General features: G+C 67.0%; 26 protein-coding genes. 14 read left to right on the plus strand and 12 right to left on the minus strand.

Translation table 11 applies throughout. The features are described 5' to 3' along the window. Positions 1-105 precede the first annotated feature (105 nt). The 3 genes from QH168_RS12160 to QH168_RS12170 all read left to right on the plus strand — a co-directional run bounded on the left by QH168_RS12160 (position 106) and on the right by QH168_RS12170 (position 2634). Positions 106-1350, plus strand: a complete 1245-nt coding sequence (locus QH168_RS12160; RefSeq protein ID WP_280234703.1) for a Rieske 2Fe-2S domain-containing protein — start codon at positions 106-108, stop codon at positions 1348-1350. Then, on the plus strand, positions 1350-1682 hold the full coding sequence (locus QH168_RS12165) for a hypothetical protein (RefSeq protein WP_280234704.1): 333 nt from the start codon (positions 1350-1352) through the stop codon (positions 1680-1682). The genes QH168_RS12160 and QH168_RS12165 overlap by 1 nt, the downstream gene beginning before the upstream one ends. An 85-nt stretch (positions 1683-1767) precedes the next feature. Further along, a complete protein-coding gene (locus QH168_RS12170) occupies positions 1768-2634 on the plus strand; it encodes a phosphotransferase family protein (RefSeq protein WP_280234705.1) in 867 nt (288 codons plus the stop codon). Between the two features lie 208 nt (positions 2635-2842). Here the strand turns inward: QH168_RS12170 and QH168_RS12175 are convergent, their stop codons facing one another. Then, a complete protein-coding gene (locus tag QH168_RS12175; RefSeq protein ID WP_280234706.1) occupies positions 2843-3589 on the minus strand; it encodes a DUF427 domain-containing protein in 747 nt (248 codons plus the stop codon). An 89-nt stretch (positions 3590-3678) separates the two neighbouring features. On the opposite strand from QH168_RS12175, the gene QH168_RS12180 reads away from it, so the two are divergent. After that, the gene (locus QH168_RS12180; RefSeq protein WP_280234707.1) at positions 3679-3993 is read left to right on the plus strand and encodes a putative quinol monooxygenase; all 315 of its coding nucleotides are present in this window, start codon (positions 3679-3681) and stop codon (positions 3991-3993) included. A gap of 20 nt (positions 3994-4013) precedes the next feature. On the opposite strand, the gene QH168_RS12185 is transcribed toward QH168_RS12180, so the two are convergent. Beyond that, positions 4014-5207, minus strand: a complete 1194-nt coding sequence (locus tag QH168_RS12185) for a helix-turn-helix domain-containing protein (protein ID WP_280234708.1) — start codon at positions 5205-5207, stop codon at positions 4014-4016. 187 nt (positions 5208-5394) lie between these two features. Between QH168_RS12185 and QH168_RS12190 the strand changes: the two genes are divergently transcribed. Both QH168_RS12190 and QH168_RS12195 read left to right on the plus strand, forming a co-directional pair. Then, positions 5395-5667, plus strand: coding sequence for a hypothetical protein (locus QH168_RS12190; protein ID WP_280234709.1), 273 nt, complete (start codon positions 5395-5397; stop codon positions 5665-5667). Further along, positions 5664-5807 carry a hypothetical protein gene (locus QH168_RS12195; RefSeq protein WP_280234710.1) on the plus strand — a complete coding sequence of 48 codons (144 nt, stop codon included), beginning with the start codon at positions 5664-5666 and terminating at the stop codon, positions 5805-5807. The genes QH168_RS12190 and QH168_RS12195 overlap by 4 nt, the downstream gene beginning before the upstream one ends. Before the next feature lie 95 nt (positions 5808-5902). On the opposite strand, the gene QH168_RS12200 is transcribed toward QH168_RS12195, so the two are convergent. After that, positions 5903-7141: an MFS transporter gene (locus QH168_RS12200; RefSeq protein ID WP_280234942.1), complete on the minus strand. Its 1239-nt coding sequence runs from the start codon at positions 7139-7141 to the stop codon at positions 5903-5905. Positions 7142-7208: 67 nt separating this feature from the next. After that, positions 7209-7676: a MarR family winged helix-turn-helix transcriptional regulator gene (locus tag QH168_RS12205; RefSeq protein WP_280234711.1), complete on the minus strand. Its 468-nt coding sequence runs from the start codon at positions 7674-7676 to the stop codon at positions 7209-7211. A 60-nt stretch (positions 7677-7736) separates the two neighbouring features. On the opposite strand from QH168_RS12205, the gene QH168_RS12210 reads away from it, so the two are divergent. Then, on the plus strand, positions 7737-7820 hold the full coding sequence (locus tag QH168_RS12210) for a toxin-antitoxin system HicB family antitoxin (protein WP_280234943.1): 84 nt from the start codon (positions 7737-7739) through the stop codon (positions 7818-7820). Between the two features lie 73 nt (positions 7821-7893). Here the strand turns inward: QH168_RS12210 and QH168_RS12215 are convergent, their stop codons facing one another. From QH168_RS12215 to QH168_RS12235, 5 genes are read right to left on the minus strand one after another with little or no spacing between them, the layout of a single operon-like run. After that, positions 7894-8949 (minus strand): acyl-CoA dehydrogenase family protein, encoded by a 1056-nt coding sequence (locus QH168_RS12215; RefSeq protein ID WP_280234712.1) that lies wholly within the window; start codon positions 8947-8949, stop codon positions 7894-7896. Then, positions 8946-10274 carry an acyl-CoA dehydrogenase gene (locus tag QH168_RS12220; RefSeq protein WP_280234713.1) on the minus strand — a complete coding sequence of 443 codons (1329 nt, stop codon included), beginning with the start codon at positions 10272-10274 and terminating at the stop codon, positions 8946-8948. The genes QH168_RS12215 and QH168_RS12220 overlap by 4 nt, the downstream gene beginning before the upstream one ends. After that, complete coding sequence (locus QH168_RS12225) at positions 10271-11410, minus strand: acyl-CoA dehydrogenase family protein (RefSeq protein ID WP_280234714.1); 1140 nt, start codon at positions 11408-11410, stop codon at positions 10271-10273. The genes QH168_RS12220 and QH168_RS12225 overlap by 4 nt, the downstream gene beginning before the upstream one ends. Next, on the minus strand, positions 11411-12313 hold the full coding sequence (locus tag QH168_RS12230) for an enoyl-CoA hydratase (protein ID WP_280234715.1): 903 nt from the start codon (positions 12311-12313) through the stop codon (positions 11411-11413). It abuts the gene before it with no gap. Beyond that, a complete protein-coding gene (locus QH168_RS12235) occupies positions 12314-13885 on the minus strand; it encodes a FadD3 family acyl-CoA ligase (protein ID WP_280234716.1) in 1572 nt (523 codons plus the stop codon). It abuts the gene before it with no gap. Positions 13886-14022: 137 nt separating this feature from the next. Here QH168_RS12235 and QH168_RS12240 point away from each other — a divergent pair, with 137 nt between their 5' ends. From QH168_RS12240 to QH168_RS12265, 6 genes are all read left to right on the plus strand, one after another. After that, positions 14023-15198 carry an acyl-CoA dehydrogenase family protein gene (locus tag QH168_RS12240; RefSeq protein WP_280234944.1) on the plus strand — a complete coding sequence of 392 codons (1176 nt, stop codon included), beginning with the start codon at positions 14023-14025 and terminating at the stop codon, positions 15196-15198. Then, entirely contained in the window at positions 15195-16004 is an 810-nt protein-coding gene (locus QH168_RS12245) for an SDR family oxidoreductase (protein ID WP_280234717.1), read from the plus strand. The genes QH168_RS12240 and QH168_RS12245 overlap by 4 nt, the downstream gene beginning before the upstream one ends. A gap of 231 nt (positions 16005-16235) precedes the next feature. After that, a complete protein-coding gene (locus tag QH168_RS12250; protein WP_280234718.1) occupies positions 16236-16982 on the plus strand; it encodes a hypothetical protein in 747 nt (248 codons plus the stop codon). Between the two features lie 36 nt (positions 16983-17018). Then, entirely contained in the window at positions 17019-17627 is a 609-nt protein-coding gene (locus tag QH168_RS12255) for a TetR/AcrR family transcriptional regulator (RefSeq protein ID WP_280234719.1), read from the plus strand. A gap of 49 nt (positions 17628-17676) precedes the next feature. Further along, positions 17677-18831, plus strand: coding sequence for an acetyl-CoA C-acetyltransferase (locus QH168_RS12260; protein ID WP_280234945.1), 1155 nt, complete (start codon positions 17677-17679; stop codon positions 18829-18831). A 113-nt stretch (positions 18832-18944) separates the two neighbouring features. Beyond that, positions 18945-20195, plus strand: coding sequence for an NtaA/DmoA family FMN-dependent monooxygenase (locus QH168_RS12265; RefSeq protein ID WP_280234720.1), 1251 nt, complete (start codon positions 18945-18947; stop codon positions 20193-20195). 91 nt (positions 20196-20286) lie between these two features. On the opposite strand, the gene QH168_RS12270 is transcribed toward QH168_RS12265, so the two are convergent. Continuing rightward, positions 20287-21393 (minus strand): alkene reductase, encoded by a 1107-nt coding sequence (locus QH168_RS12270; RefSeq protein ID WP_280234721.1) that lies wholly within the window; start codon positions 21391-21393, stop codon positions 20287-20289. Positions 21394-21458: 65 nt separating this feature from the next. On the opposite strand from QH168_RS12270, the gene QH168_RS12275 reads away from it, so the two are divergent. After that, on the plus strand, positions 21459-21845 hold the full coding sequence (locus QH168_RS12275; RefSeq protein WP_280234722.1) for a MerR family transcriptional regulator: 387 nt from the start codon (positions 21459-21461) through the stop codon (positions 21843-21845). 222 nt (positions 21846-22067) lie between these two features. Here QH168_RS12275 and QH168_RS12280 read toward each other — a convergent pair whose 3' ends face one another. Together QH168_RS12280 and QH168_RS12285 are read right to left on the minus strand one after the other, a co-directional pair. After that, positions 22068-23435 (minus strand): NtaA/DmoA family FMN-dependent monooxygenase, encoded by a 1368-nt coding sequence (locus tag QH168_RS12280; RefSeq protein ID WP_280234723.1) that lies wholly within the window; start codon positions 23433-23435, stop codon positions 22068-22070. An 11-nt stretch (positions 23436-23446) separates the two neighbouring features. Then, positions 23447-24652, minus strand: a complete 1206-nt coding sequence (locus QH168_RS12285) for an LLM class flavin-dependent oxidoreductase (RefSeq protein WP_280234724.1) — start codon at positions 24650-24652, stop codon at positions 23447-23449. Positions 24653-24766: the final 114 nt, after the last annotated feature.

The raw sequence follows: 24766 nt of genomic DNA on the forward strand, positions 1-24766 counted from the left end.
GGCGTGGAACGCGACATTTTTGTAACGTGTTCTAGTACAGAAGGAGGAGGATTCGCGATGGCAGTTACCCCAGCGCGGGCGAGCGACGGGCCTGGAGGCGGCAGCGTGCGTAACCACGGAGGGCCCCGGGAGTCCGCAGATCCAGCGCCGCGCAGCGGTGCGAAGGTTCGAGAGCTGGATGTCGGCTCGGCACCCACCCGCTATGCGCGGGGATGGCATTGTCTGGGTCTGGCCGAGACCTACCGCGACGGCAAACCGCATTCGGTCAACGCGTTCGGCACCAAACTCGTGGTCTGGGCCGATACGGCGGGCGAATTGCGGGTGCTCGATGCCTACTGTCGGCATATGGGCGGCGACCTGAGCATGGGCGAGGTCAAGGGCGACGACATCGCCTGCCCCTTCCATGACTGGCGCTGGGGTGCGAGCGGCAAATGCACGTCGATCCCGTACGCGCGCCGTGTCCCGCCGCTGGCGCGGACCAGGAAGTGGACCACCCTCGAGCGCAACGGTCAGCTGTTCGTCTGGCATGACCATGAGGGCAACCCGCCGCCGCCCGAGATCACGATCCCCTACATCAAGGGCCCCTACACCGACGCCGACGGCAATCCGGTCGAGGAACTCAACAACGACTGGACCGAGTGGACCTGGAACTCGCTGCTGATCGAGGGCGCGAACTGCCGCGAGATCATCGACAACGTGGTCGATATGGCGCACTTCTTCTACATCCATTTCGCCTTCCCGACCTACTTCAAGAACGTTTTCGAAGGTCACGTCGCGACGCAGTTCCTGGAGACCAAGGGCCGCCCGGATGTGGGAATCGCGGCCAAGTACGGCGGCGACAACCTGTTGAAGTCGGAGGCGTCGTACTTCGGCCCGTCCTATATGATCAACCCGCTGGTCAACATCTATGGCGGATATGAGATCACGGTCAACCTGATCAACTGCCATTATCCGGTCGACCAGGACTCTTTCGTGTTGCAGTGGGGGCTCAGCGTCGAGAAGCCCAAGGGTCTCGACGACGCCACGGCGGCGAAGCTCGCCAAGAGTATGACCACCTTCTTCGGTGACGGTTTCTTGCAGGACGTGGAGATCTGGAAGCACAAGTCCAAGGTCGACAATCCGCTGCTGTGCGAGGAAGACGGCCCGGTCTACCAGCTGCGTCGCTGGTACGACCAGTTCTACGTCGACGTCGCCGATGTGACCGAGAAGATGACTCAGCGCTTCGAGTTCGAGGTGGACACCACCAAGGCCAATGAGGCATGGGAGGCGGAGGTCGCCGAGAATCTGCGCCGCAAACGTGAGGCCGAGGCGGCCGAGGCCGATTCGGCTGCCACGGAGGCTGGTGTGTGATGACCGCGACGTGGGCGAAAGCACCCGATTTCGCCGATCAGCCCGCTCGGCGTGCGGCGGTTGCTGCCCAAACGGTCGTCGACAAGGCCAGGTACCTCGATGAGGGGTTGACTCCACTGCGGTGCCTGAGCTGTCAGAGCGAGGTGCTGGTGCGCAAGAGCAGTTCGCATCAGACCTCGATCCAGTGGACCGGTAACCCCGCCGCCCGCTGCCCGGTCTATGCCAGGCTCGCCGAGCAGGGCGCCGAACCGGGACGACCCGAATCGTGCGCGGACCTCGATCGGACCATCAAATGGGCGGTCGACGAAGGGGTGGTCGACGTCGCCGAGTAGTGGTCGGCGATGAGGGCGGGGCGAGGAAGTTCGATTCCTCGCCCCGGGGGAGCAGCGGCTGCTCGATGTGCGGTATGAACGAGGCGTGGATGTTCGCCCGGCAGATGTCCGGTTCACCGAGTACGACGACTTGTTGCGGGAGCTGCTGCCCGGCGAGCGGATCGCGGAACTAGAAGTGCGCGAGGGGCAATTCCATCATGTGGTGCTCGGTGCGGACGCCGTCGTGTGCCTGCCGCGCACCCCGGCGGCAGGGGAGCGGTTGCCGGGCCGTGCGGCTCGATTGCGGACGCTCGGCAGGCTCGGGCTCGGCGTCGCGGTTCCACAACCGCTGGCGGTCGGGGGCGAGGGTCGTCTGCCCTATCTGGTGCTGACGCGGATTCCGGGCGTACCGCTGGACCCGGAGTCACTGGGTGGGTCGGTCGAAGCCGTTGCGCGCCAATGCCATGACCTGCTCGCGGGTTTGGCTGCCGCCGGTGCCGACACCGCGATACGGGCGGAGCTGCCGGTTGCGGCCGCCACGCGGTGGATGGAATTCGCCGCTGATGTGCGCGCCGAGCTGTATCCGCTGATGAGCGGGCCGGGCCGAGCTCACGCGGAGCGCGAACTATCGGCGCTCGATCAGCTGGCCACGCCCGCCGACGCCGTCGTCCACGGTGACCTCGGTGGCGAGAACCTTCTATGGGAGACAACCGAGGACGGACCGACACTGCGCGGTGTCGTAGATTGGGACGATGTGAGCCTCGGTGATCCCGCCGAGGATTACGCCGCGCTCGCCGCGGGATTCGGCGATGAGCTACTCGAGGCGCTTCTCACTCGCGCCGACCCGGTCGACGCCACCCTGCCCGACCGGATATCCACCATCCGAGCCACTTTCGCGCTCCAGCAGGCACTCGCCGCCTACCGCGACGAGGATGCGGACGAACTCGCCGACGGGTTGTCCGGTTACCGCTGAGTGTTGTCAGCGCGGACTGATCGGCAGGTATCAGGCTGTTCGGTTACCGCCGGACGTCGTGATCGTCGAGTGCCCGGCGCGTTCGGACTCGCCGACGGGCTATCCGGTTCTTGCTGGCGTTGTGCGCGGGGCGCCCGGCGGGGAGACCTGCTGCTCGTCCGTCACCGAGCGGGACCGTTCAGGCGGGCACAAACCGCCGTCACCGGCATCAACTGAACGGCGTCTGCGGACGCTCCTGTAGTTCACCGTCGATGTAGATATCGACCTTCTCGTTGTAGAAGCAGGCCAGGCCCGCGATCTTCTGGCTCTCCGCGACCGGCGTGCGGTAGATCCACGCCAGGTCGGCATGCTCGGTCTCGCCGATCCGGATATTCCAGTAGTCGGCATTGCCTTTGTACGGGCAACTGCTGTGCGTGGCGGAGGGATGCAACAGATCCATCCGAACATCGGTCAGCGGCAGGTAATACCGTGCGGGCAAGCCGGTTTCGAACAGAATGCGCGGCGCATTCGAATCGGCGACAGTGACGCCGTCGAGTTCGACGCGCACATTCCGGGAGCTGTTGAGGATGTCGACCCGCGAGTACGGATCGCGCGGATGCACGTAGATCGGCTCGTCCTCCTCGAACCACTCGTCCATCGCATTCCAATCCAGCCGCACCAGCTCACTCAACTCGGGCGCCTCCAGATAGCGCACCGCAGCACCGGGCATGATGGCACCGTCGACAACAAGGTCGTACCCGGTGCCCTCACCACGGTGGATGGACTCGCGCACACTGCCATTGGGCTCGAGTTTCGCGCGCAGATCGGCAACCGGGATGTAGTACGTGGGGTAGTAGGGGATCTCCCAGACCAAGGCCGGTCGAGTGGTATCGGCAACGAGCTTCCCCCCGAAATACGCCCGCACCCGCTTCTGACACGGCTCGACCCTGACCTGTCCCCGCTGCGCTTCGGTCATACCTCCCGACGTTACGCCCAGCGGGATCCGCGCAGGTAGGGGTGGTCGTAAATAGTTGGGCGTCGAGATTCGCACACTACAGTGAGCAGGTGTTTGCACTCGTCGTGAAATTCGAACTCCGGGACGCGGACAAGGCCGATGCCTTCGATCAGCTGGTTGCGGAGACCGTGCGGGAAATCATCGAGCACGAACCGGGAACGCTGGTCTACGCCACGCACGCCGTCGAGGGCGAGCCGCTATCGCGGGTCTTCTACGAGCTGTACCGCGATCGTGATGCGTTCGACGAGCATGAGCGTCAGCCGCACACGCGGAGGTTCCTCGAGCGGCGGAGTGAGTTCATCGCAGACTTCCGGGTCGAGTTCTTGTCTCCGATAGTTGCGAAGGGGATCAACGGAATTCGATGATGACAACGACAGCGATCGGGCTATCCACGAATGCCGACGCGATCGGCGAATGCTCGCAAAGGTGCTTGCCGGTCGTGGTCGAGTAGTTCGCCGACGATCTGTCGCAGCAATGTCTGATACCGCACCCATTCCTGGCCGCCGACCCGCTCGGCGGTGAGCAGCATGTCGAGTGCCCGCTCTCGCTGACCGGTCCGGGCCAGCGCTGCGGCCTTGTCGAGTAGATGACGGGCTTGGGAGACCTGGGTGAGCCCGGCGGCGTGGTTCGGCATCTCTTTCGCGGCGGTCAGTGCTTCCGGGTACCGCTCGCTGGAAACATTGATGTCGACGGTTTGCATGATCACTTGCGAGGGGCCGAAGTTGGTTTCGTAGTCCTTGCGGTCTCCGTCCATCCTCCCGGCGATCTCGCCAGCGGCGTCGGCCAGGGTGAGTGCCTCACCGGTGCGTTGATCGCGGCCTGCGGCGGTGGCGCCCTGTAGGACCAGCGACCCGTAAACGGACAGGTGCGGGTTCGCTACGTCGCCGGTCGGCTCGACGCCTGCGGCAGCCTTGAGTGCGACAGCGTGTGACTCCTCGTAGCGGCCCTGCACCAGCAGCTGCCATGCCACCGATCCGCGCAGCGTCGCGGCGAGTAGCGGATCGTTGCCTTTGTGAGCCGCGTCGAGAGCGTGCCGGATCGCCATGAACGCGGGATCGGTTTGACCCATGTGGACCAGAGTGCAGCCGGTCACCCAGTACATACGGGCAAGCAGTTCATGAGCGGTCGGGAGCTCGGCCGCCTGCGCCGCGTGTGCTGTTGCCCGCAGCTGTCCGATGCCGGGTGGCAAGACAGATGTCAGCACTTCGTATCGGCCGTTCCAATACGCACCCCAGGCGTAGTCGACTGCGCGGCGGGCTTCATCCAGGGAGACGGCGCGTTCGGCGTCGGCACCATCGATCAGGTCATCGACCGAGGTCAGGGCCCGGCGGATCGCGACGACACCCGCATCAGGATCCGAGTTCGGAATGCCGTATCGCTTGCCGACGAGGTCGGCGATATCGACGTCGAGGGCGCGGGCGATCTTCTGGAGCGACGCGATACTCGCTCCGGTCCTGGCGCCCTGCTCGAGCGCACGGATCAACGCGAGACTCACAGTCGACCGCTCGGCGAGCTCACGTTGAGTCAGGGCTTTTCCGCGGAATCGGCGGATGCGATCGCCGATGGTTTCCTCTTCCATATTGACCGTCCCTCTCAGTGCCCTCGTCCAACCGACGGTACCGGGAATCGCGCCGGAAAGTAATACGTCTTGTGGTACCCGGTCTGGGGGCGACCGTAATTAGCGTCACAGCCAAGCCCGGCGCCGGGTGTCGGCCCCTTCCTCGGCGCCGGGTGGGACCCAAACCAACAACAACACAGGGGATTCGATGTCGGACTACATCGCCGCGTTCGCCGTGGCCGGTTCGATCGCCGTGCTACTGCTCGGCCTTGTTTACATACTTCCGTACACATTCGGCGAGGATGAACCTCCGATCACGGAGCGTGCCCCGCGTATGTCGGCGCGGATGGCGCACACCGTGATGCAGGCGCATCGAAGGTGCAGCATCGATAGCTGCCCGCACAAGCGCGATGCGTACCGAACCCTCGTCGCGGTCGGCGCGATCACCCCGGACCAGCGCGCCGAGCGGCACATGCGGTGACCACCTCCGAAGAGGAACCGCGAGGGTGGGTGCAGTGGGATGACGGCACCTGGTCGACGCTGGATGCGTACGGGATGCCCAGCGAACGCCGCACCCTCGATGAGCTATTGCAGGACTGGCGTCGAGACGAGCATGGGTGAGACGGCGAATCGCTCCGGGCGCGGTTGGTGAGGATCGCTGGTGGAAACGAACAGGCCCCGCCGGGTGGCGGGGCCTGTTGATCGAACGAGGAGCCTCAGTCACCCACAGTGATCGCTTGCGCTTCCTCGATGCTGTGCGGCTCGGGATCGTGATCGTCGATATGAGCCAGGGCGGTGCGTCCGCCGAGTAGGACGAGTACGGCGACGGCGGTGCAGGCTGCGCCTACCCAGAAGGGGAGGGCGGTGTTGTGTTCGCCGAGTTTGCCTGCCAGCCAAGGGGCTGCGGCGCCGCCGGCGAAGCGGACGAAGCTGTAGGCGGCGGAAGCGGTCGAACGTTCGACGGGGGCGGAGATCATCACGGCCTCGGTGATGAGGGTGTTGTTCACGCCGAGGAACAGGCCCGCGATCACCACGCCGACGATCAGCACGGTCTTGTTCTCTGCGAACGCGGCCATCATGGCGAGGTCGGCGGCGAACAGGGCGAGGGCGAGGCCCATCATCGGCAGGGTGCCGAAGCGGCGCTGGAGGGCGGGGGCGAAGTACACCGACGCCACCGCGAGCATCAGGCCCCAGCCGAAGAAGATGAAGCCGATCGCGTAGGTGCCCATATCCAGCGGGAACGGGGTGTAGGCGAGCAGGGTGAAGAAGCCGAAGTTGTAGAACAGCGCGGTCAGGCTGACCACCAGCAGGCCGCGGTGGCGCAGCGCCTTGAACGGTGCGGTGATGGAGGTCGGCTTGGCGGGTTTCGGGGTTTCGGGCAGCAGGACCACGAGGCAGATGAACGCGATGGCCATCAGCACGGAAACACCGAAGAACGGTCCCCGCCAGCTGATTCCGCCAAGCACACCGCCGACCAGTGGGCCGGTCGCGATGCCGATACCGAGTGCCGCTTCGTACAGGATGATGGCGCGAGCGACACCACCGCTGGCCGCGCCGACGATAGTGGCCAGCGCCGTCGCGATGAACAGGGCATTGCCGAGGCCCCAGCCCGCGCGGAAGCCGACGATCTGCTCGACGGTGTTCGACATACCGGCCAACGCCGCGAACACCACGATGATCGCCAGACCGGCCAGCAGCGTCTTCTTCGCACCGAACCGGCTCGACACCACACCCGTGATCAGCATCGCCACGCCGGTGACCAGCATGTAGCTGGTGAACAGCAGCGATACCTGCGACGGCGAGGCGTTGAGTTGCTCACCGATCGGTTTGAGAATCGGGTCGACGAGTCCGATGCCCATGAACGCGATGACGCTCGCGAAGGCGACGGCCCAGACCGCCTTGGGTTGTTTGGTCTGCTCTGATGTTGCGGACGCGGCGGTCGTCGTCCTGGCCATGGTTGTCATCTGTGCTCTTTCTGTCATGAGCGGGCCTTCCGGGTGGTGGCCCGCTCATGGCGATGCGTTACCTCGGTTGGTGCCGGAGGCGCGCGTCGTTCGTCCTGAGCGCATCCAGCAATTCGGTGAGCTCGGCGTCGAGCCGGATCAGCCGGTCGGTGTCGTAGCCGGGCAGGCGCGCGGCGAGCGCGGTGCCGAAGGCGCGGCGCGATTCGACCAGCCGGTTTCGTCCGGCCGGGGTGAGGGCGACGACAACCGCCCTGGCATCGTCCGGGTCTTTGTGCCGGGTGGCGTATCCGTCCGCGACCAGCCTGCCGATCAGCGCCGTTGCCGCCGGTTGAGAACATCGATCGATGCGGGCGAATTCGCTGACCCGTAGTTCACCGTGCTCGTCGAGCACCGACAGTGCCCGCAACTCCGCGCGCGGTGGGAGTTCATCACCACTGATCACCCCGGCCAGCCGAGTCAGCCGAGCGGCGTTGACCACGAGATCGACGACGATGTCCTCCGCGGACGTGACGTTGCTCTGCTGCACCCCGATATTATTACATAAGCTAACTATTTATCTGTGGTGAATTGAGTCACCTCGCGTGAGCTGCATGCCCGGCTCGTCCGCGAGGCGGCCGAGATGAAGGTGTCGCTCAACCAGCTCGCCAATCAGCGGCTGGCTGCTCGATGATCTTGCGCCTCGGGTGGCGTCATTGAGGCGGTAGGTCGGTCCGCCGATTGTGATCGACGGACCGACCGCATCGTCAGGCCGAGCGGCCTAGTGGGCGGTGCGGCGTCCCGAACAGCAGCGCATCTCCGTGAGCGCGCTTGAAGTGCAGGTGGGCGTCGTGTTCCCAGGTGATGGCGATGCCACCGTGGAGCTGGATCATTTCGGCGGCCACGGTCGAGTAGGCCTGCGAGCAGTGGCGGCGGGCTACCCAGACGTCTTCGGCGGAGGACGGGCTTTCGGTGCCGACGGCGATGGTCGCGGCGTAGGAGGTGGACTTGGCGGATTCGACCAGGACGTACATATCGGCCATGCGGTGTTTGAGCGCCTGGAAGCTGCCGATCGGTCTGCCGAACTGCACTCGGGATTTGGCGTATTCGACCGTCATCTCCAGGCATTGTTCCGCCGCGCCGACCTGTTCGGCAGCCAGTGCCGCCCAAGCGATTTCGCGGAGTCGGGCGATGATCGGTGCCGGATCGGCGGTGCCGAGCTTGCGTCCGGTGACGTCGGTGAAGGTGATCTCACCGAGCTTGCGGGTGGGGTCCATGGTGGCGGATGCGCGGCGTTCGACGCCCGATGCGGACGGATCGACCTCGAACAGACCGGTCGCGGTGACGACGATCAACGTCTCGGCGTCGACGGCGTCGAGGACGTAGTGCGCTGTGCCGTTGAGGGTTTCCCTCTCCGCGCGCACCCCGAAACCGTCCCAGCCGCCCGGTCCGGCCCAGCAGAGGGCGATCGTCCTGACACCTTCGGCCACTTCGGGAAGCAGCCGGTCACAAGCCTCCGAGTCCCCGGACAACAGCACCGCCTGTGCGCCGAGCACCGCTGAACCGAGCATCGGCACACCGGCCAGCGAGCGGCCCAATTCTCCGACCACCAGCAGAGATTCGACCAGACTTGCCCCGAACCCGCCGTACTCCTCGGGGATGGCCAACGCCGCCACCCCGACCTGCTCGCACAGCGTCCGCCACAGCGCGGCGTCGTAGCCGAGTTCGCTTTCCAACGCGCCCCGGTCGACCGCCGGTCCGCCGCTGCGGGCGACGGCTCCGCGCACTGCGGCGACGAGTTCCTGCTGCTCCTCGGTGATCACGCGATCTCTCCGTTCCGGACGGTACGGGCGCGCAGCGCCTCGGCGATTCGCGCCCGATGGAAGTCGGGTGTGCCCCAGGCCGAGCGCAGGGCGGTGACCTTGGTGAGCAGCAGCGACAGATCGTATTCGGCGGTGTAGCCGATCGCGCCGTGCACCTGGAGGCCGGTGCGTGCGGCCAGGTGGGCGGCGTCACCGCAGGCCACGAGGGCGGCGGAGACGTCGCGGGCTCGGTCGGGACCACCGGCGGTCAAGGCGGCGCGGTGCAACAGCGGTTCGGCCAGGTCGAGGGCGATGAGCACATCGGCCAGCTTCTGCTTCACGGCCTGGAACTCGCCGATGGGGCGGCCGAACTGCTTGCGCTGCTTGGCATATTCGGTCGCCGCGTCGAGCAGGCCGCGACCGGCGCCGAGCAGTTGCGCGGCGCAGGCCAGGGCACCGGCGTCGAACCCGGCGGCGATGGCCTCGGTCACCGGTTCACCGGCGGCAATCAGCTCATCCGGCACGACGGTGAACAGCCGCCGCGCCGGATCGACCGAGCGCACCTGTTCGTCGACCTTGCCGGTGAGCAGGCGGTCGCCGTCCGCGATCAGCACGAGGTCGGCGATATCGGCGTCCAGTGCGAGTGCGGTCCGTCCCGGGGCTGCGAAGGCAATGGTGCCGAGCGCAGCACCCGCCGCGATCTGCGGCAGCCACTGCGTCGCGACGGCAGATGCGTTAGCAGCGGTGGACGCAGTCGAGGAATGGTCCGCGACATCGTCGGCATTCGGAGCGATCGACGCGCCGTCCTCGCTCGTGGCGGCAACCGACGGACGCTCAGCGGCGCCGCTCGCAGTCGTTCCGGCGCCGCTCGCAGTGGTTCCGGCACCGTCCGCAGTCGTCCCTGCGCCGCCCGCAGTGTCCTCGGTGCCGCTCCCAGTGTCCCCTGCGCCGCTCGCCGTGTCCGCTGCGCCGCCCGCAGCGTCCCCGGTCCCGTCCGCAATGGTCGCGGCACCGTCCGCAGCAGCCCCGGCACCTGTACCGGTAAGCGCTTGCAGCAGTGCGGGAATCGCGGCCGCCGACTCCACCACCGGACCGGGAACCGCCGCGCGCCCCACTTCACCGAACGCCACCACCAGATCGATCGGTTCGGCGCCGATCCCGTCGTACTCTTCGGCGACGGCGAGCCCGAAGACCCCCGCACCGGCCAGCTGTTCGAGCAGCGTGCGCCCGGCGGCGTGCTCACCGGCGGACCAGGCGCGGACGGCGGCGGGTGTCTTACCGGCGTCGAGCAGCTTGCGCACACTGGCGGCGAAGTCGACGTGTTCCGGGCTGAGCGCGAACCTCATCGGCCGCCTCCTCTCGGTAGGCCGAGGAGCCGCTCGGCGATGATATTGCGTTGGATCTCGTTGGTACCGGCGTAGATCGGGCCCGATAGCGAGAACAGGTAGCCGTCGGTCCACGGCCCGGCCTGTTCGGCGGTGTCGCCGAGCAGATCGAGCGCCGATTCGTGCATGGCGATATCGAGTTCGGACCAGAACACCTTGGTGATCGAGGATTCCGCGCCGAGCTTGCCGCCCTCGTTCAACCGGGTGACGGTGCCGAAGGTATGCAGCCGGTAGGCCTCGCTGCCGATCCAGGCATCCACCACGGCGTCGCGTGCGGCGGTGCCCGTGTCCTCGGTGTTCGCCCACAGGTCGATCAGCCGTTGTGCGGTGGCGCTGAAGCGGCCGGGGCTGCGCAGTGAGAGTCCGCGTTCATTGCTCGAGGTGCTCATGGCGACCCGCCAGCCCTCGTTGGGCGCACCGATGACGTCGGAGTCCGGGACGAACACCTCGTCGAGGAAGATCTCCGCGAAACCGGGCTCACCGTCGAGCTGCGGGATCGGGCGCACCGTCACGCCGTCGGCGTCGAGCGCGAACATCACATAGGTGAGTCCGCGATGCCGTTCGGCCTCCGGGTCGCTGCGGAACAGACCGAAGGCCCGATCCGCGTAGGCCGCCCGCGAACTCCACGTCTTCTGTCCGCTCAGCAGCCAGCCGCCGTCGGTGCGGCGCGCGGTGGAGCGGATACCGGCCAGATCGCTGCCCGCCTCCGGCTCCGACCAGGCCTGCGCCCAGATATCGTCGCCGCGGGCCATGCGCGGCATGATCCGCGCCAGCTGTTCGGGTGTGCCGTGTTCGAACAGGGTGGGTGCCAGCAGGAAGATGCCGTTCTGGCTCACCCGGCCGGGCGCGGCCGCCGCGTAGTACTCCTGCTCGAACAGCACCCATTCCAGCAGTGACGCATCGCGTCCGCCGAACTCTTCCGGCCACGACACCACCGAGTACCTGGCCTCGGCGAGGGTGTGCTCCCACTCCCGATGTGCCTCGAACCCGGCCTTGGTGTCCATCGAGGGCAACGGCCCGGCCGGTTTGTTGGCGGCCAGGAAATCGCGGACCTCCAGCTGGAAGTCGCGGGTGGCTTGATCCAGATCCAGATCCACTTACATCGCCCCGTTCTGCGCGGCGCCGGACTGTGCCGTACTCGCCGTGGCCTTCATCGTTTTGGCGTTCATACCGCCGAGGGAATCCGCACCGACCTCGGCATTGTGGGCGTGTGCGAAATGGTGCAGGCCGAAGACCGAATCCATGCCCGCGCGCATACCCATCAGATCCTCGGCCTGGTTGACGGCCTTCTTGGTGAGTGCGAGGCCGAACTGCGGCATGGTCGCGATCTTGTCGGCCAGCGCGAAGGTCTCGGCCGCCAGCTCCTCGCGCGGTACCACCCGGTTCACCATGCCCCACTCCTTGGCCTGCTCGGCACTGAACCGATCACCGGTGAACAGGAACTCCTTGGCCGCCCGCGGGCCGAGCACCCACGGATGCGCGAAGTACTCGACACCCGGAATACCCATTCGGACAACAGGATCGGAGAAGAACGAATCCTCGGAGGCGACGATGAGATCGCACACCCAGGCCAGCATGAGACCGCCCGCGATGCAGGCGCCCTGCACCATGGCGATGGTCGGCTTGGGGATCTCGCGCCAGCGACGGCACATCCCGAGATACACCTCGAGTTCACGTGCGAACCGCTGATCGCCGCCCGCCCGATCCACATGGTCCCACCACAGGGCGGCCTTGTTCGGGTAGCGCACGTGATGGTCGCGGCCGGGCGTGCCGATATCGTGTCCGGCGCTGAAATGCTTACCGTTACCGGCCAGCACGATCACCCCGACCTCCGGATCCTGCACCGCCCGCTCGAACGCGGCATCGAGCGCGTAGGTCATCACCGAATTCTGGGCATTGCGGTAATCCGGGCGGTTCATGGTGACGACCGCGACCGCGCCGCGGCGCTCATAGGTCACCACGTCCGGTTCGAACGGCACCGCTGCTTCCTCGGCAGGCATTTACGACTTCTCCTCACGTAGTTGACGTTTGAGCACCTTTCCGGCGGCGCTGTAGGGCAGCTGGTCGCGGAATTCGACGACGCGCGGCACCTTGAAATTGGCCAGCACGGTGGTGGCGTGGGCGATCACCTGCTCCTCGGTGAGCGTTGATCCCGGCCTGCGCACGACATAGGCCTTGCCGACCTCGCCCATACGGGTGTCGGGCACTCCGATGACGGCGGATTCGGCGACGCCGTCGAGCCGGGCGATGGCCTGTTCGACCTCGGCCGGATAGACGTTGAATCCGCCGCTGATGTACATGTCCTTGAGTCGGTCGGTGATCTTCAGATAGCCGCGTTCGTCGACGGTGCCGATATCGCCGGTGTGCAGCCAACCGTCGCCATCGATGGTCTCGGCGGTGGCCACGGGATCGTCGAGGTAGCCGAGCATGACGTTGGGTCCGCGCAACAGCACCTCGCCGGTGGTGTCGATGCGCAACTCGTATCCGGCGATGGGTCGACCGCAGGTGTTGGCGATGGTCTCGGCATCGTCCTCGGCGCGGCACATGGTGCCGAAGCCCGCCGATTCCGACAGCCCGTATGCGGTGATGACCACATCGAAGGCGAGTTCGGAACGCATCCGTTCGATCAGCACCACCGGCACCGTCGCCGCACCGGTGACCGCGACGCGCAGCGAACTCAGGTCGTACTGCTGCCGGTCGGGGAATTCGAGGATGGTCTGGTAGATCGTCGGCGGTCCTGGCAGCACGGTGATCTGCTCCTCGCCGATCATCCGCATGGTCCGTGGCACGTCGAACACCACCTGCGGCACGATCGTCGCGCCCGCGACGAGGCAGGCGAGGATGCCCGCCTTGTAACCGAAGTTGTGGAAGAACGGGTTGACGATCAGGTACCGGTCCGAGCTGTTCAGCGTCGCGCAGTCGACCCATGCGCGCACCACCGACAGCGCCTGCCGATGCGCGACCAGCGTGCCCTTGCTGCGTCCGGTGGTGCCCGAGGTGAACAGGATGTCGGCGACGTCGTCCGGGGTCACCGATTCCGCCCGCTCGCGGGCTTGTTCACGGGTCGCCGCTTCGGCGACCCGCGGCAGTTCCGACCATTCCAGCACGCGCGGATCCGCTGCGGCCGACGACGACTCGACCGTCGTCGGCGCCTCGACCGGGATGACCACGATCGTCGGGATCTCGAGGTCGGGCGCGGCGGCAAGCAGTTCGGTGAGCCGCTCGCGCCGCAGAAACGGCCCGGAGATGAACAACGCCTCGGCGTCCACCCGCCGCAACACATCGGCCGCCTCGTCGGCGGTGTAGCGGGTGTTGAGCGGGACAAGCGCCGCGCCGCAGTAGTGCGCGGCGAGTGCGGCGGTGATCCAGTGATGGGTGTTCGGCGCCCACATCGCGATCCGGTCGCCGCGTTCGACCCCGCGTGCGATGAGCGCCCGCGCCACGTCCTGCACCGCTTCCAGCAGCTGTGTCCAGTCCAGGCGGGTTTCGCCGTCGGCAACGGCCGGTGCGGTGCCGAAGGTGTGCGCGGCGTCGTGCAGCGCCATCGGAGTGGTCTGTGCAGGGGTTGTCACGGGTTGTCCTCACCGTCGGTGCGGTCGGTAAGACCGGAGTCTTACAAAGCAAGTGCTTGGTAGGTTATCCTACCGGCGTGGGTGCGATCCAGACCTCAGAATCCGACACCGGCCGCGACGGCGGGCCGACTTCGGCGATATCGGCCGTCACCGGCGACGATGCCGCCTTCCGCGCCGAGATCCGGGCATGGCTGAACGAGAACCTCAACGGTGAGTTCCGGCACCTGCGCGGCCTCGGCGGGCCCGGCCGCGAGCACGAAGCGTTCGACGAACGGCTGGCCTGGGATCGCCATCTGGCCGCGTCCGGGTGGACGTGCCTGGGCTGGCCGAAGGAATACGGCGGCCGCGAGGCCAGCGTGCGGCAGCAGATCATCTTCCATGAGGAATACGCCAAGGCCGATGCACCCGCGCGGGTCTCGCATGTCGGTGAGGAACTGCTCGGGCCCACCGTGCTCGCCTTCGGCACCGAAGCACAAAAGCAGCGCTTCCTGCCCGGCATCCGCACGGTCGGTGAACTGTGGTGTCAGGGCTATTCCGAACCCGGCGCGGGCTCCGATCTGGCCGCCGTCACCACCTCGGCCCGGCTCGACGGCGACGAATGGTCGATCAACGGTCAGAAGATCTGGACCTCGCTGGCGCATGTGGCCGACTGGTGTTTCGTGGTCGCGCGCACCGAGCCCGGCTCCAAACGGCACAAGGGCCTGTCCTATCTGCTGGTTCCGATGGATCAACCGGGCGTCACCGTGCGTCCGATCAATCAGCTCACCGGCACCTCCGAATTCAACGAGGTCTTCTTCGACGACGCCCGCACCACCGCCGATCTGGTGGTCGGCGAACCCGGTGACGGTTGGCGCATCGCCATGGGCACGCTCACCTTCGAACGCGGCATCTCCACCCTCGGCCAGCAGATCCGTTTCGAGCGCGAACTCGCCGGAGTCGAGGAACTGGCTCATGCGACCGGCGCCCTTGACGACCCGCTGGTCGCCGATCAGATCGACCGCGCCTGGGTCGGGTTGCGCGTACTGCGTGCCCACGCCATGCGGACCATGGCGAACGCGGGCGCCGATGACGACGGCGGCCAGGCGTCGGTGGCGAAACTGCTGTGGGCCAACTGGCATCGCGGGCTCGGCGAACTCGCCATGGCCGTACGCGGTGCCGCCGGTCTGGTGGCCGCCGATGCCGATCTCGACGAATGGCAGCGGTTGTATCTGTTCACCCGCGCCGACACCATCTACGGAGGTTCGAACGAAGTGCAGCGCAACATCATCTCCGAGCGTGTGCTCGGCCTGCCGCGGGAGGCTCGTCCGTCATGAGTGAAAGCAATGGCGTTTCGTTGTCGGTCGCGCCCGCCGCGGTGGCCGGACACGGTCTGCTGACCGATCGGAAAGCGGTGGTCACCGCCGCCGCTGGCACCGGTATCGGTTCGGCGACCGCGCGCAGACTGCTGTCGGAGGGCGCCGACGTCGTCGTCTCGGACTGGCATGAACGCAGGCTGGGGGAGACCCGCGCCGAGTTGAGCGCCGAATTCCCCGATCGCAAGATCGAGGCCATCGTCTGCGATGTGTGCAGCACAGAACAGGTCGATGAACTGGTGCGCGGCGCCGCCGCAGCCTTGGGCCGGGTCGATATCTTCGTCAACAACGCGGGCCTCGGCGGTGAGACGCCGGTGGTCGATATGACCGACGAACAGTGGAACCGGGTGCTCGACGTGACCCTCAACGGCACCTTCCGTTGCACCCGCGCCGAACTCGCCTATTTCCGCGCGGCGGGCCACGGCGGTGTCGTGGTCAACAACGCCAGCGTGCTCGGCTGGCGCGCCCAGTACGGACAGGCCCATTACGCCGCCGCCAAGGCGGGCGTGATGGCGTTGACCAGGTGCAGCGCCATCGAGGCCGCCGAGCTTGGGGTGCGGATCAATGCCGTCGCGCCGAGCATCGCCAGGCACGCGTTCCTGGACAAGGTCAGCTCCACCGAACTGCTCGACCGGCTCTCCGAGGGCGAGGCCTTCGGTCGGGCCGCCGAACCGTGGGAGGTCGCGGCCACGATCGCCATGCTGGCCAGCGACTACACCACGTACCTGACCGGGGAGATCGTCTCCATCAGCAGCCAGCGCGCCTGAACGGGCTGTCCCGCCTCTCCGCGTTTCTCGGCCGGACTCAGGTGTGGGATCGGTAGCGCTGGCGAGTGTCGGTGGGGTGTGGTCGGGTCGGGCCCGTGCCCGGTGAGTTACCCGGACCGTGCGAAATCAGGCATAGCGTGGGAATGCTGGTGTGCTGGCCGAAAAGGACGGGTCTCATTCGGCCGCTTGTGCGATGCTGGTGGAGGTCGGGATCGCACACCCGGAGGGGCGATGGCTATGGGCCAGGACCGCCGATTTGCCCGAGAACAGCCCACACGCGAACAACTCGAACTCGAGTTGGTGCGGGATGTCGTGCTCGCGAGGCGCAGACAGGAGAGCCTGGTCCTGGCCGCGTTGACCTTCGGCGCCGAGCTGCTGGATCGTCAGCGCCGACCGGCTGTCGCCGCGCGAGCGGTGCGCATTCTCGAATCCTTCGCCGTCGACGAGAACGATATCGCCCGCGATCCGCGCGGCGCCCTGCGCGCCGATATGGCGCGCGAGCGTGCGCGTGCGCGACGCATCGGAGCGGGCAGCGGCGGGAACGGTGCGGACGAACAGCACAGAACTCACCAGATCGAACGGCTCTACGAGGTGCGCGCCGATCTGCTCGACGTGGTGCGCCGGTCACGCAAATTCCGTTTCGACCGCGTCACCTTCTCCGACGAGATCGCCCAAGGCCTGTGCGCCGCCACCGACAAACTGGTGGTCGGCGCTGATATGGACACCTATCAGGCCTGGCAGCGGGGGATGGTGTTGAAGTTGATCGAGGAACCGACCCGCTATGGCCCGCCGCGGGTCATGGCGACCGTCGACGCAGGTCCCGGCCGCAAACCCCTGACCGTCGAATGGGACAGCTGTGAACGCAGACTGGCCTTGGTGATGCGCATGATGCGCGCCGGGATCTCGCCGATCGTCATCTGTGATCGGCTGCTGGCCGATCTGTCGATGTCCTCGCCCCTGCGATATTCCGCCCGCTAACTTCCCCAAGCAAACGCTTGGTTGTATCATGGCCGGGTGACCGCACCAGACCCCTCCAAATCAGCCCGGCGCAACGAACTGCTCGGATTGGCGGCCGATCTGTTCGCCGAGCGGGGTCTGCGCGCCACCACCGTGCGCGATATCGCGGATGCGGCCGGAATCCTATCGGGCAGCCTGTATCACCATTTCGATTCCAAGGAATCGATGGTCGACGAAATCCTGCGCGGCTTCCTCGACGACCTGTTCGGTCGCTACCGCGAAATCGTCGCGTCGGGGCTGAGTTCCCGCGACACCCTGGAGGCCCTGGTCCTGGCCTCCTACGAATCGTTCGACCGCTCACATGCCGCGGTCGCCATCTACCAGGCCGAAGCCAAACGGCTGCGCGGCGTCGACCGCTTCACCTACATCGATGAATACAACAAAGAGTTCCGCGCCCTCTGGCATCAGGTGCTGACCAACGGCGTCCGCGACGGCAGCTTCCGGGCCGAACTCGATATCGAACTGGCCTACCGATTCCTGCGCGACACCGTGTGGGTCGCCGTGCGCTGGTACCAGCCGGGCGGCCCGGTCACCGTGGACAACCTCGCCAAGCAATATCTGACCATCGTGCTCGACGGGCTGACCGTGCCCGGGCACACCACGTAGGAGTCTGAACATGTCAACACCTTCCGGTTCGCGTCGCCCGTACACCCCGGTGCGCGAGGCGTACGTGATCGACGCGGTACGCACCCCGGTCGGCAAGCGCGGTGGCGCGCTGGCCGGTGTGCATCCGGCCGATCTCGGCGCCGCGGCGCTGCGTGGTCTGCTCGACCGCAACCCGATCGATCCCGGCGTCGTCGATGACGTCATCGTCGGTTGTGTCGACAACATCGGCCCGCAGGCGGGCAATATCGGCCGCACCGCCTGGCTGGTGGCCGGATATCCGGAGGAAGTTCCCGGCGTCACCGTCGACCGTCAGTGCGGTTCCAGCCAGCAGGCCATCAACTTCGGCGCGCAGGCCATCATGAGCGGCACCGCCGAGGTGATCGTCGCCGGTGGGGTGCAGAACATGAGCGCCATCCCGATCTCGGCGGCCATGCTCGCGGGCAAGGAGTACGGCTACGAATCGCCGTTCGTCGGCGCGCAGGGCTGGGACCACCGCTACGGCACCGGCGAGGTCTCACAGTTCCACGGCGCGCAGCTGATCGCCGAGAAATGGGGCATCAGCCGCGAGGACATGGAGCGCTGGGCGCTGCGCAGCCATGAACGCGCCCGCCAGGCCATCAAGGACGGCCGCTTCGATCGCGAGATCGTGCCGGTGGGTGATTTCTGGATCGATCAGGGGCCGCGCGAGACCAGTCTGGAGAAGATGGCCTCGCTGCCCGCGCTGGCCGAGGGCAGCCCGCTCACCGCGGCCGTCGCCTCGCAGATCTCCGACGGCGCCAGCGCCACCCTGCTCGCCTCGGAATGGGCGGTACAGGAATACGGCCTCACCCCGCGTGCGCGCATCCATCACGTCAGCGCCCGCGGCGCCGACCCGATCTTCATGCTCAGCGCGCCGATCCCCGCCACCAAGTGGGCGTTGGAGAAGGCCGGGCTGACCATCGACGATATCGACGTGGTCGAGATCAACGAGGCCTTCGCGCCGGTGGTGCTGGCCTGGTTGAAGGAGACCGGCGCCGACCCGGAGAAGGTCAACGTCAACGGCGGCGCCATCGCACTCGGCCATCCGCTCGGCGCGACGGGCGCGAAACTGTTCGCCACCCTGCTCAACGAGCTGGAGCGGATCAACGGGCGCTACGGGCTGCTCACCATCTGCGAGGGTGGTGGAACCGCCAACGTGACCATCATCGAGCGTTTGGATCGCTGATCCGATTGGAATCGGCCGGACCGTAAACCTGTTGTCCCAGGCCGGGATCGACCTACCGTCACCGGGTGGGACAACACAGCGGGCGACGTCGGCCCTTGAAGACCGTGACCGGCGTGAGTGGCGGCGAAGACGTCTACGCGGCGGCGGTGGACCCCGGCCGTTCGACGCTCGCGGCGGCGGTCGAGGTCGCGAAACTCGCCGAGGCGCACAAGTTCGACGCGCTGTTCGCGGCCGATCTGCTCAGCTTCGGCGGGCAGGGGGCGATCGGCGCGCAGGAGCCGTTGATCTATCTGGCGGCCCTGAGCGCGGTCACCTCGGATGTCGGGCTGATCGCGACCGTCACCACGACCTTCCACCACCCCTACAACCTCGCCCGGCTGTTCGGCACCCTCGATCATGTGAGCAACGGGCGCGCGGCCTGGAACGCGGTGACCTCCTCGATCGGGGAGGAGAACTACGGCGATCAGGAGCTGCCCAGCCCGGAGGAACGGTATGCCCGTGCCGCCGAATCGCTCGAGGTGGTCAATGCGCTGTTCGATTCCTGGCGGCCGGGTGCGCTCACACCCGACGGCCGCGGCGGTGCGGAACTCGATCCCACGCTGGTCCACCCGATCGATTACGCGGGCCGCTACTTCACCGTCAAAGGGCCGCTGAACATTCCACCGCTGCCGCAGCGCAGGCCGGTGCAGTTCCAGGCCGGGCAGTCCGCGGGTGGTATCGAGCTGGGTGCCCGGTTCGCCGAGGTCGTCTTCACCTCCCTGGCGACCTTCGAAGATGCCGTCACCTACACCAAACGCATCCGCGCCCGTGCCGCCGAACTCGGCCGCCCCGCCGGTCTGCCACTGATCTTCAGCTCCCTGCACGCCACCTTCGGCGCCACCGAGGCCGAGGCGGCGCGGCTGGTGCGCGAACGCGCGGAAGCCACCGATTTCGAGGCCGGACGCCATCAGCTCGCCGATATGCTCGGCGGCGGTGTCGACCTCACCGACCTGCCGCTCGACAAACCGCTCCCGGAATCGCTGCTCCCGGAACTCGAATCGGTGAACCGCCGCCGCGGCCGGGTCGAGATCTTCACCCGGCTCGCCGCCTCCGGCCGCACCCTGCGCGAACTGATCGTCGCCGCCAAGGACACCGGCCACTGGGCCGCCGCGGGCACCCCGGAACAGCTCGCCGACGCCATCCAAGAACGCTACGACGCCGGAGTGCTCGACGTGCTCGCCCTTGGCGGCCTCACCGACCCCCGCACCGGCGATTTCCTCACCAACGGACTGCTCCCCGAACTCCGCCGCCGCGGCATCCTCGGCACCGACTACGTGGGCGGAACCTTCCGCGAGAACCTCGAACTACCGGCACTGCCGGATTGAGTGCACCGAGTGTCGCGGGCCGCCCCGACTCCCGGTCGCGCGCTGCCCGGCCACAGCGAGTCGCGGGCAGGGCAGGGCGTGCCATGGGTGTTCAGACCGTCGCCGGTTCGAGTACCGGGTAATCGGTGTAACCCACACCGTCGCCACCGTAGAAGTGCTCGTCCCGGACCGGGTTGATCGGCGCTCCGGTGCGCAGGCGGGTGACGAGGTCAGGGTTGGCGAGGAAAGGGCGGCCCAAGGAGATCAGATCGGCACCGGCCGCGAGCAGCTCGTCGGCCTTGGCGCGGCCGCCGTCTTCGGGTAGCGGTTCACCCCAGCCGAGGTAGGGGTTGGCGATGAGGGTGCCCGCCCAGTCGGCCCTGATGCGCTGGAACACCGGCGAATCGGGGTCGGCGAAGACGACGTGCAGATAGGCGAGGTCGCGGCCGCCGAGGGCGGCGAGCAACTCGGGATACAGCTCGGCGGTATCGCTTTCGGCGATGCCGTTGGCGGTGACGCCGGGAGCAATGCGCACACCGACCCGCTCCGGTCCGATCGCGGCGACCACCGCTTCGACCACCTCGACGGTGAACCGGATGCGGTTGGCGATCGACCCGCCGTACTCATCGGTGCGGTGGTTGGTGTTGTCGGACAGGAACTGATGCAGCAGGAAGCCGTTCGCGCTGTGCACTTCGACCCCGTCGAATCCGGCGGCGACGGCATTGCGCGCGGCGGTCGCGAAATCGTCGATGGTCGCGCGGATCTCCTCGACCGTCATCTGCCGGGGCACCACCGCATCGCGTGACCCATCGGCGGTGTGGACGGTGCCGGGTAGCGGTAGTGGTGACGGCGCGATGGGGGTGAGGCCGGTGTTGTCGGGATGGCCGATCCGCCCGCCGTGCTGCACTTGCAGGAACATCCGTCCGCCTCGCGTACGCACCGCGTCGGTGATCTGCCGCCACCCCGCGATATGGGCGTGGGTGTAGATGGCCGGGATTCCGGCGAAGGTCTTGCCGATGAGATTCGGCGTGGCGGCCTCGGCGACGATCAGCCCCGCGCTCGCGCGCTGCCCGTAATAGGTGGCCATGAGTTCGTTCGGGGTGCCGTCGGCGTCGGCGCGCTGTCGCGACATCGGTGCCATCACCAGTCGATTCGGGAGTTCGAGCGCACCGAGTGCAGCGGAATCGAAGAGGCTGTTGGGGCGGGCTGTGTTCGTCATGCGGGTACGATAAAACTTCACATCAATGTGAGATTCAAGTCGAACGTGAAAAGGCGAGGTCACAGATGCGAATCGGTGAACTGGCGAAGCGCACCGGCGTCAGCGAACGCTCGTTGCGCTACTACGAGGAGCAGGGTCTGCTCGTCTCGGGCCGAACGCGCGGCGGCCACCGCGATTACCCGGAGACGGCGGTGGATCGGGTCATCCACATCCAGGAACTGTACGCGGCGGGCCTGTCCAGCAAGAAGATCTTCCAGATCCTGCCCTGTATGCGTGATGCCGACGGTCGCGCCAATGAACGCGCCACCCCGGACCTGGTCGCTGAACTGGAAATCGAACGCGCTCGCATCGACCGCACCATCACCGACCTCCTGCGTTCCCGCGAGGTGCTCGACGATGTGATCGGCCGGGCGGCCGAGGGGCTCACGAAGGCCGGCACCGGCGCGGGATAGCCAGGGCGCTCGCCGTGCCCGGCGGGACCGGCTTTCCTGGGCGCGCTGCGGCCCGGATCGGCGCAGAGCGCAGCGGCGACGGCCACGATCGGTAATCGTTCTGCGGCAGGCCGTTCGACGGTCCACGCTGGATGCTTCTCCAGGTCGGGCGGTGTTCGCTATCGAGTCTGCCGGAGCCTGGAGCGGGGAGCACGGATCGTCGTCCGTGCTCCCCGCGACCGTTCACGCGCCCGCGGAGACCTTGCTGGTCGAGTGCAGGTTCGGCAGGCCCAGATTGTCGCGCAATGTGGTGCCGCTGTATTCGGTGCGTAGGGCGCCACGGTCCTGGAGCAGGGGAACGACCCGGTCGACGAATTCGTCGAGACCCGAGGGCACCAGGTGGGAGCCGAGGATGAAACCGTCGGAACCATCGTTCTGGACGAAACTGTCGATCCGCTCGGCGATCTGGGCCGGTGTGCCGACGAGTGGGCCGCGTTCGAACTGATCGATCACCACCTCACGCAACGTCAGCTTCTTCTCCTCCGCCACCGCGCGCAGTTTGGCGACGGTCGCGAAGCGATCCTGGTGGACGAACGCCTTGCCCTGGATGATCGGCGGCGCCTCCGGGGCCGGGTCGATATCCGGCACCGGCCCCTCGGGGTCGTAGGCGGACAGGTCACGGTTCCAGATCTGCTCCAGCAGCATCAGCGCGGTCTGCCCGGTGACCTGCTCATTGCGGATGGCGTGGAACTTCTCCTGCGCTTCGGCCTCGGTGTCGCCGAGCACGAAACTCGCCGACGGCAGGATCTTGATGTCATCGGGTGCGCGGCCAGCCGCCACCGCGCGGGCCTTGACGTCGCGGTAGAAATCGGCGGCCTCGGGCAGTTTGCCGTAGGGGGAGAAGATGGCGTCGGCATTGGCGGCGGCGAAATCGCGGCCCTGCGGTGAGACACCGGCCTGGAGCGTCACCGGCCTGCCCTGCGGGCTGCGCGGCACGGTGAACCGGCCGGAGATATCGAACTGGCTGCTCGCGATGGCGAACGCACCCGCGTCCGGACGAGCAAGGAAACGCCCGGATTCCCGATCGGCGACGATATCGCCCGCATCCCACGAATCCCACAGCGCCCGCACCGCCGCGACCGTTTCCTCCGCGCGCGCATACCGATCGGCGCGGTCCAGATAGCCGCCGCGCCGGAAGTTCTGCCCGGTGAACGAGTCGAACGAGGTGACCACATTCCATGCGGCCCTGCCGCCGGACAGATGGTCGAGCGTTGCGAATTGCCTTGCCAGTTCATACGGTTCGTTGAACGTGGTGTTGATGGTGCCCGCGAGACCGAGATGTTCGGTGACCGCCGCGAGTGAGGCGAGCACGGTGAAGGTGTCGGGCCTGCCGATGATGTCCTGATCGAAGATCTTGCCCGCCCGCTCGCGCAGCGCCAGCCCTTCGGCGAGGAAGAAGAAGTCGAACTTGCCGCGTTCGGCGGTGCGTGCGGTGTGCTCGAAGGAATCGAAATCGATCTGGCTGCCCGCCTCGGGATGCCACCACGAGGTGTGATGGTTGACGCCACCGAGGTAGGCGCCGAGGATGACCTGCTTGCGTGGAGTGCTCATGGTGACCTCGTTCAGGCGGTGGCGTAGCGGTTGGGGACGGTTGTGGACAATCCGAGCAGCGCGCGCAGCGAACCGTCGGGGTACTCGGTGCGCGCGAGTCCCCGCGTTCGCAGTGCCGGGACGAGGTGATCGGCGATGGCGTTCAGATCGTCGACCGCCACGCCCGGTCGCAGGCGGAATCCGTCGATGCCCTGCGCGCTCCACTGCGCCAGCAGGTCGGCCAGCTGATCGGCGCTACCGGTGAATATCGCGGCATCGGAGGTGAATTCGTTGCCGGACAGCTCGTTGAGCCGCGCCATTCTCGCGGCGCCGGTCTCTTCGGCCGAATCGAGGAAGACGACCAGGTCGGCGTATACGCGCAGCGGCGCTTCCGTCCTATTCGCCGCGGCCGCGCCGACTTCGGCGAGTACGGGCGCCGGACCGTTGTCGATGTCCGGTGTCACGAACACCAGATCGGCTGCGCACGCGGCGAATTCGTAGACCGTCGGATGATGCGCGAGCGCGGTCACCACCGGCTGCCCCTGCGGTGGCCGCGGCGTGATGGACGGGCCGCGGACCCGGAAGAATCGGCCTTCGAAGTCGATGTAGTGCAGTTTGTCGCGGTCGATGAAGCGCCGATTGGGGATATCGCGGATCTCGGCGTCGTCCTCCCAGCTGTCCCACAGCCTGCGCACCACTTCCACCGCGTCGCCCGCCTCGTCGAACAACTCCGCGATGGCATCGGGCAGCGGGTCTCCGCTGCGCACCCGCGCGAGTTCATCGGCGGTGAGTGTGCGGATCTCGCGACGGCCGAAATGCTGGGCTTCGGTCGCGGAACCGGATACCTTCACCTGCCATCCGGCCCGTCCGCGCGAGGTGTAGTCCAGGGTGGCCAGGGCCTTCGAGACGTGGAAGGGCTCGGTGTGCGTTGTCGTCACGGTCGGGATGAGCCCGATATGTTTCGTCACCGGGGCGAGCCGCGCGGCGATCAGATGCGCGTCCAGTCTGGCCCGCACCCGGTCCACCCGATCGCCGAACTCGTGGCGTTCGCCCGGCAGGGTGAGGCTGTCATCGATGGTGAGGAAATCGAGCAACCCCCGCTCGGCGGTGCGGGCCAGGTCCACCCAGTAGCCGGGAGCGAACAATTCCGCCGGACGCGAGTTCGGCTCCCGCCATGCGGCCGGATGCCAACCCGCCCCGTCCAGCGCGACGCCGAGATGCAGAGGGTTCGATGCCATCGTTTCCCGTTCCTGTGGATGCGCGAAATGCCTACTTCGCCAAGGTAAGAAACGGGCCTACCACGGACAATGGTTCTGCTGACCGTGATCCGAACCGGGTGCGGTTTCGGTCGG

The sequence above is a fragment of the Nocardia cyriacigeorgica genome (assembly GCF_029868385.1).
In the GTDB taxonomy this organism is placed as follows: Bacteria; Actinomycetota; Actinomycetes; order Mycobacteriales; family Mycobacteriaceae; genus Nocardia; species Nocardia cyriacigeorgica_F.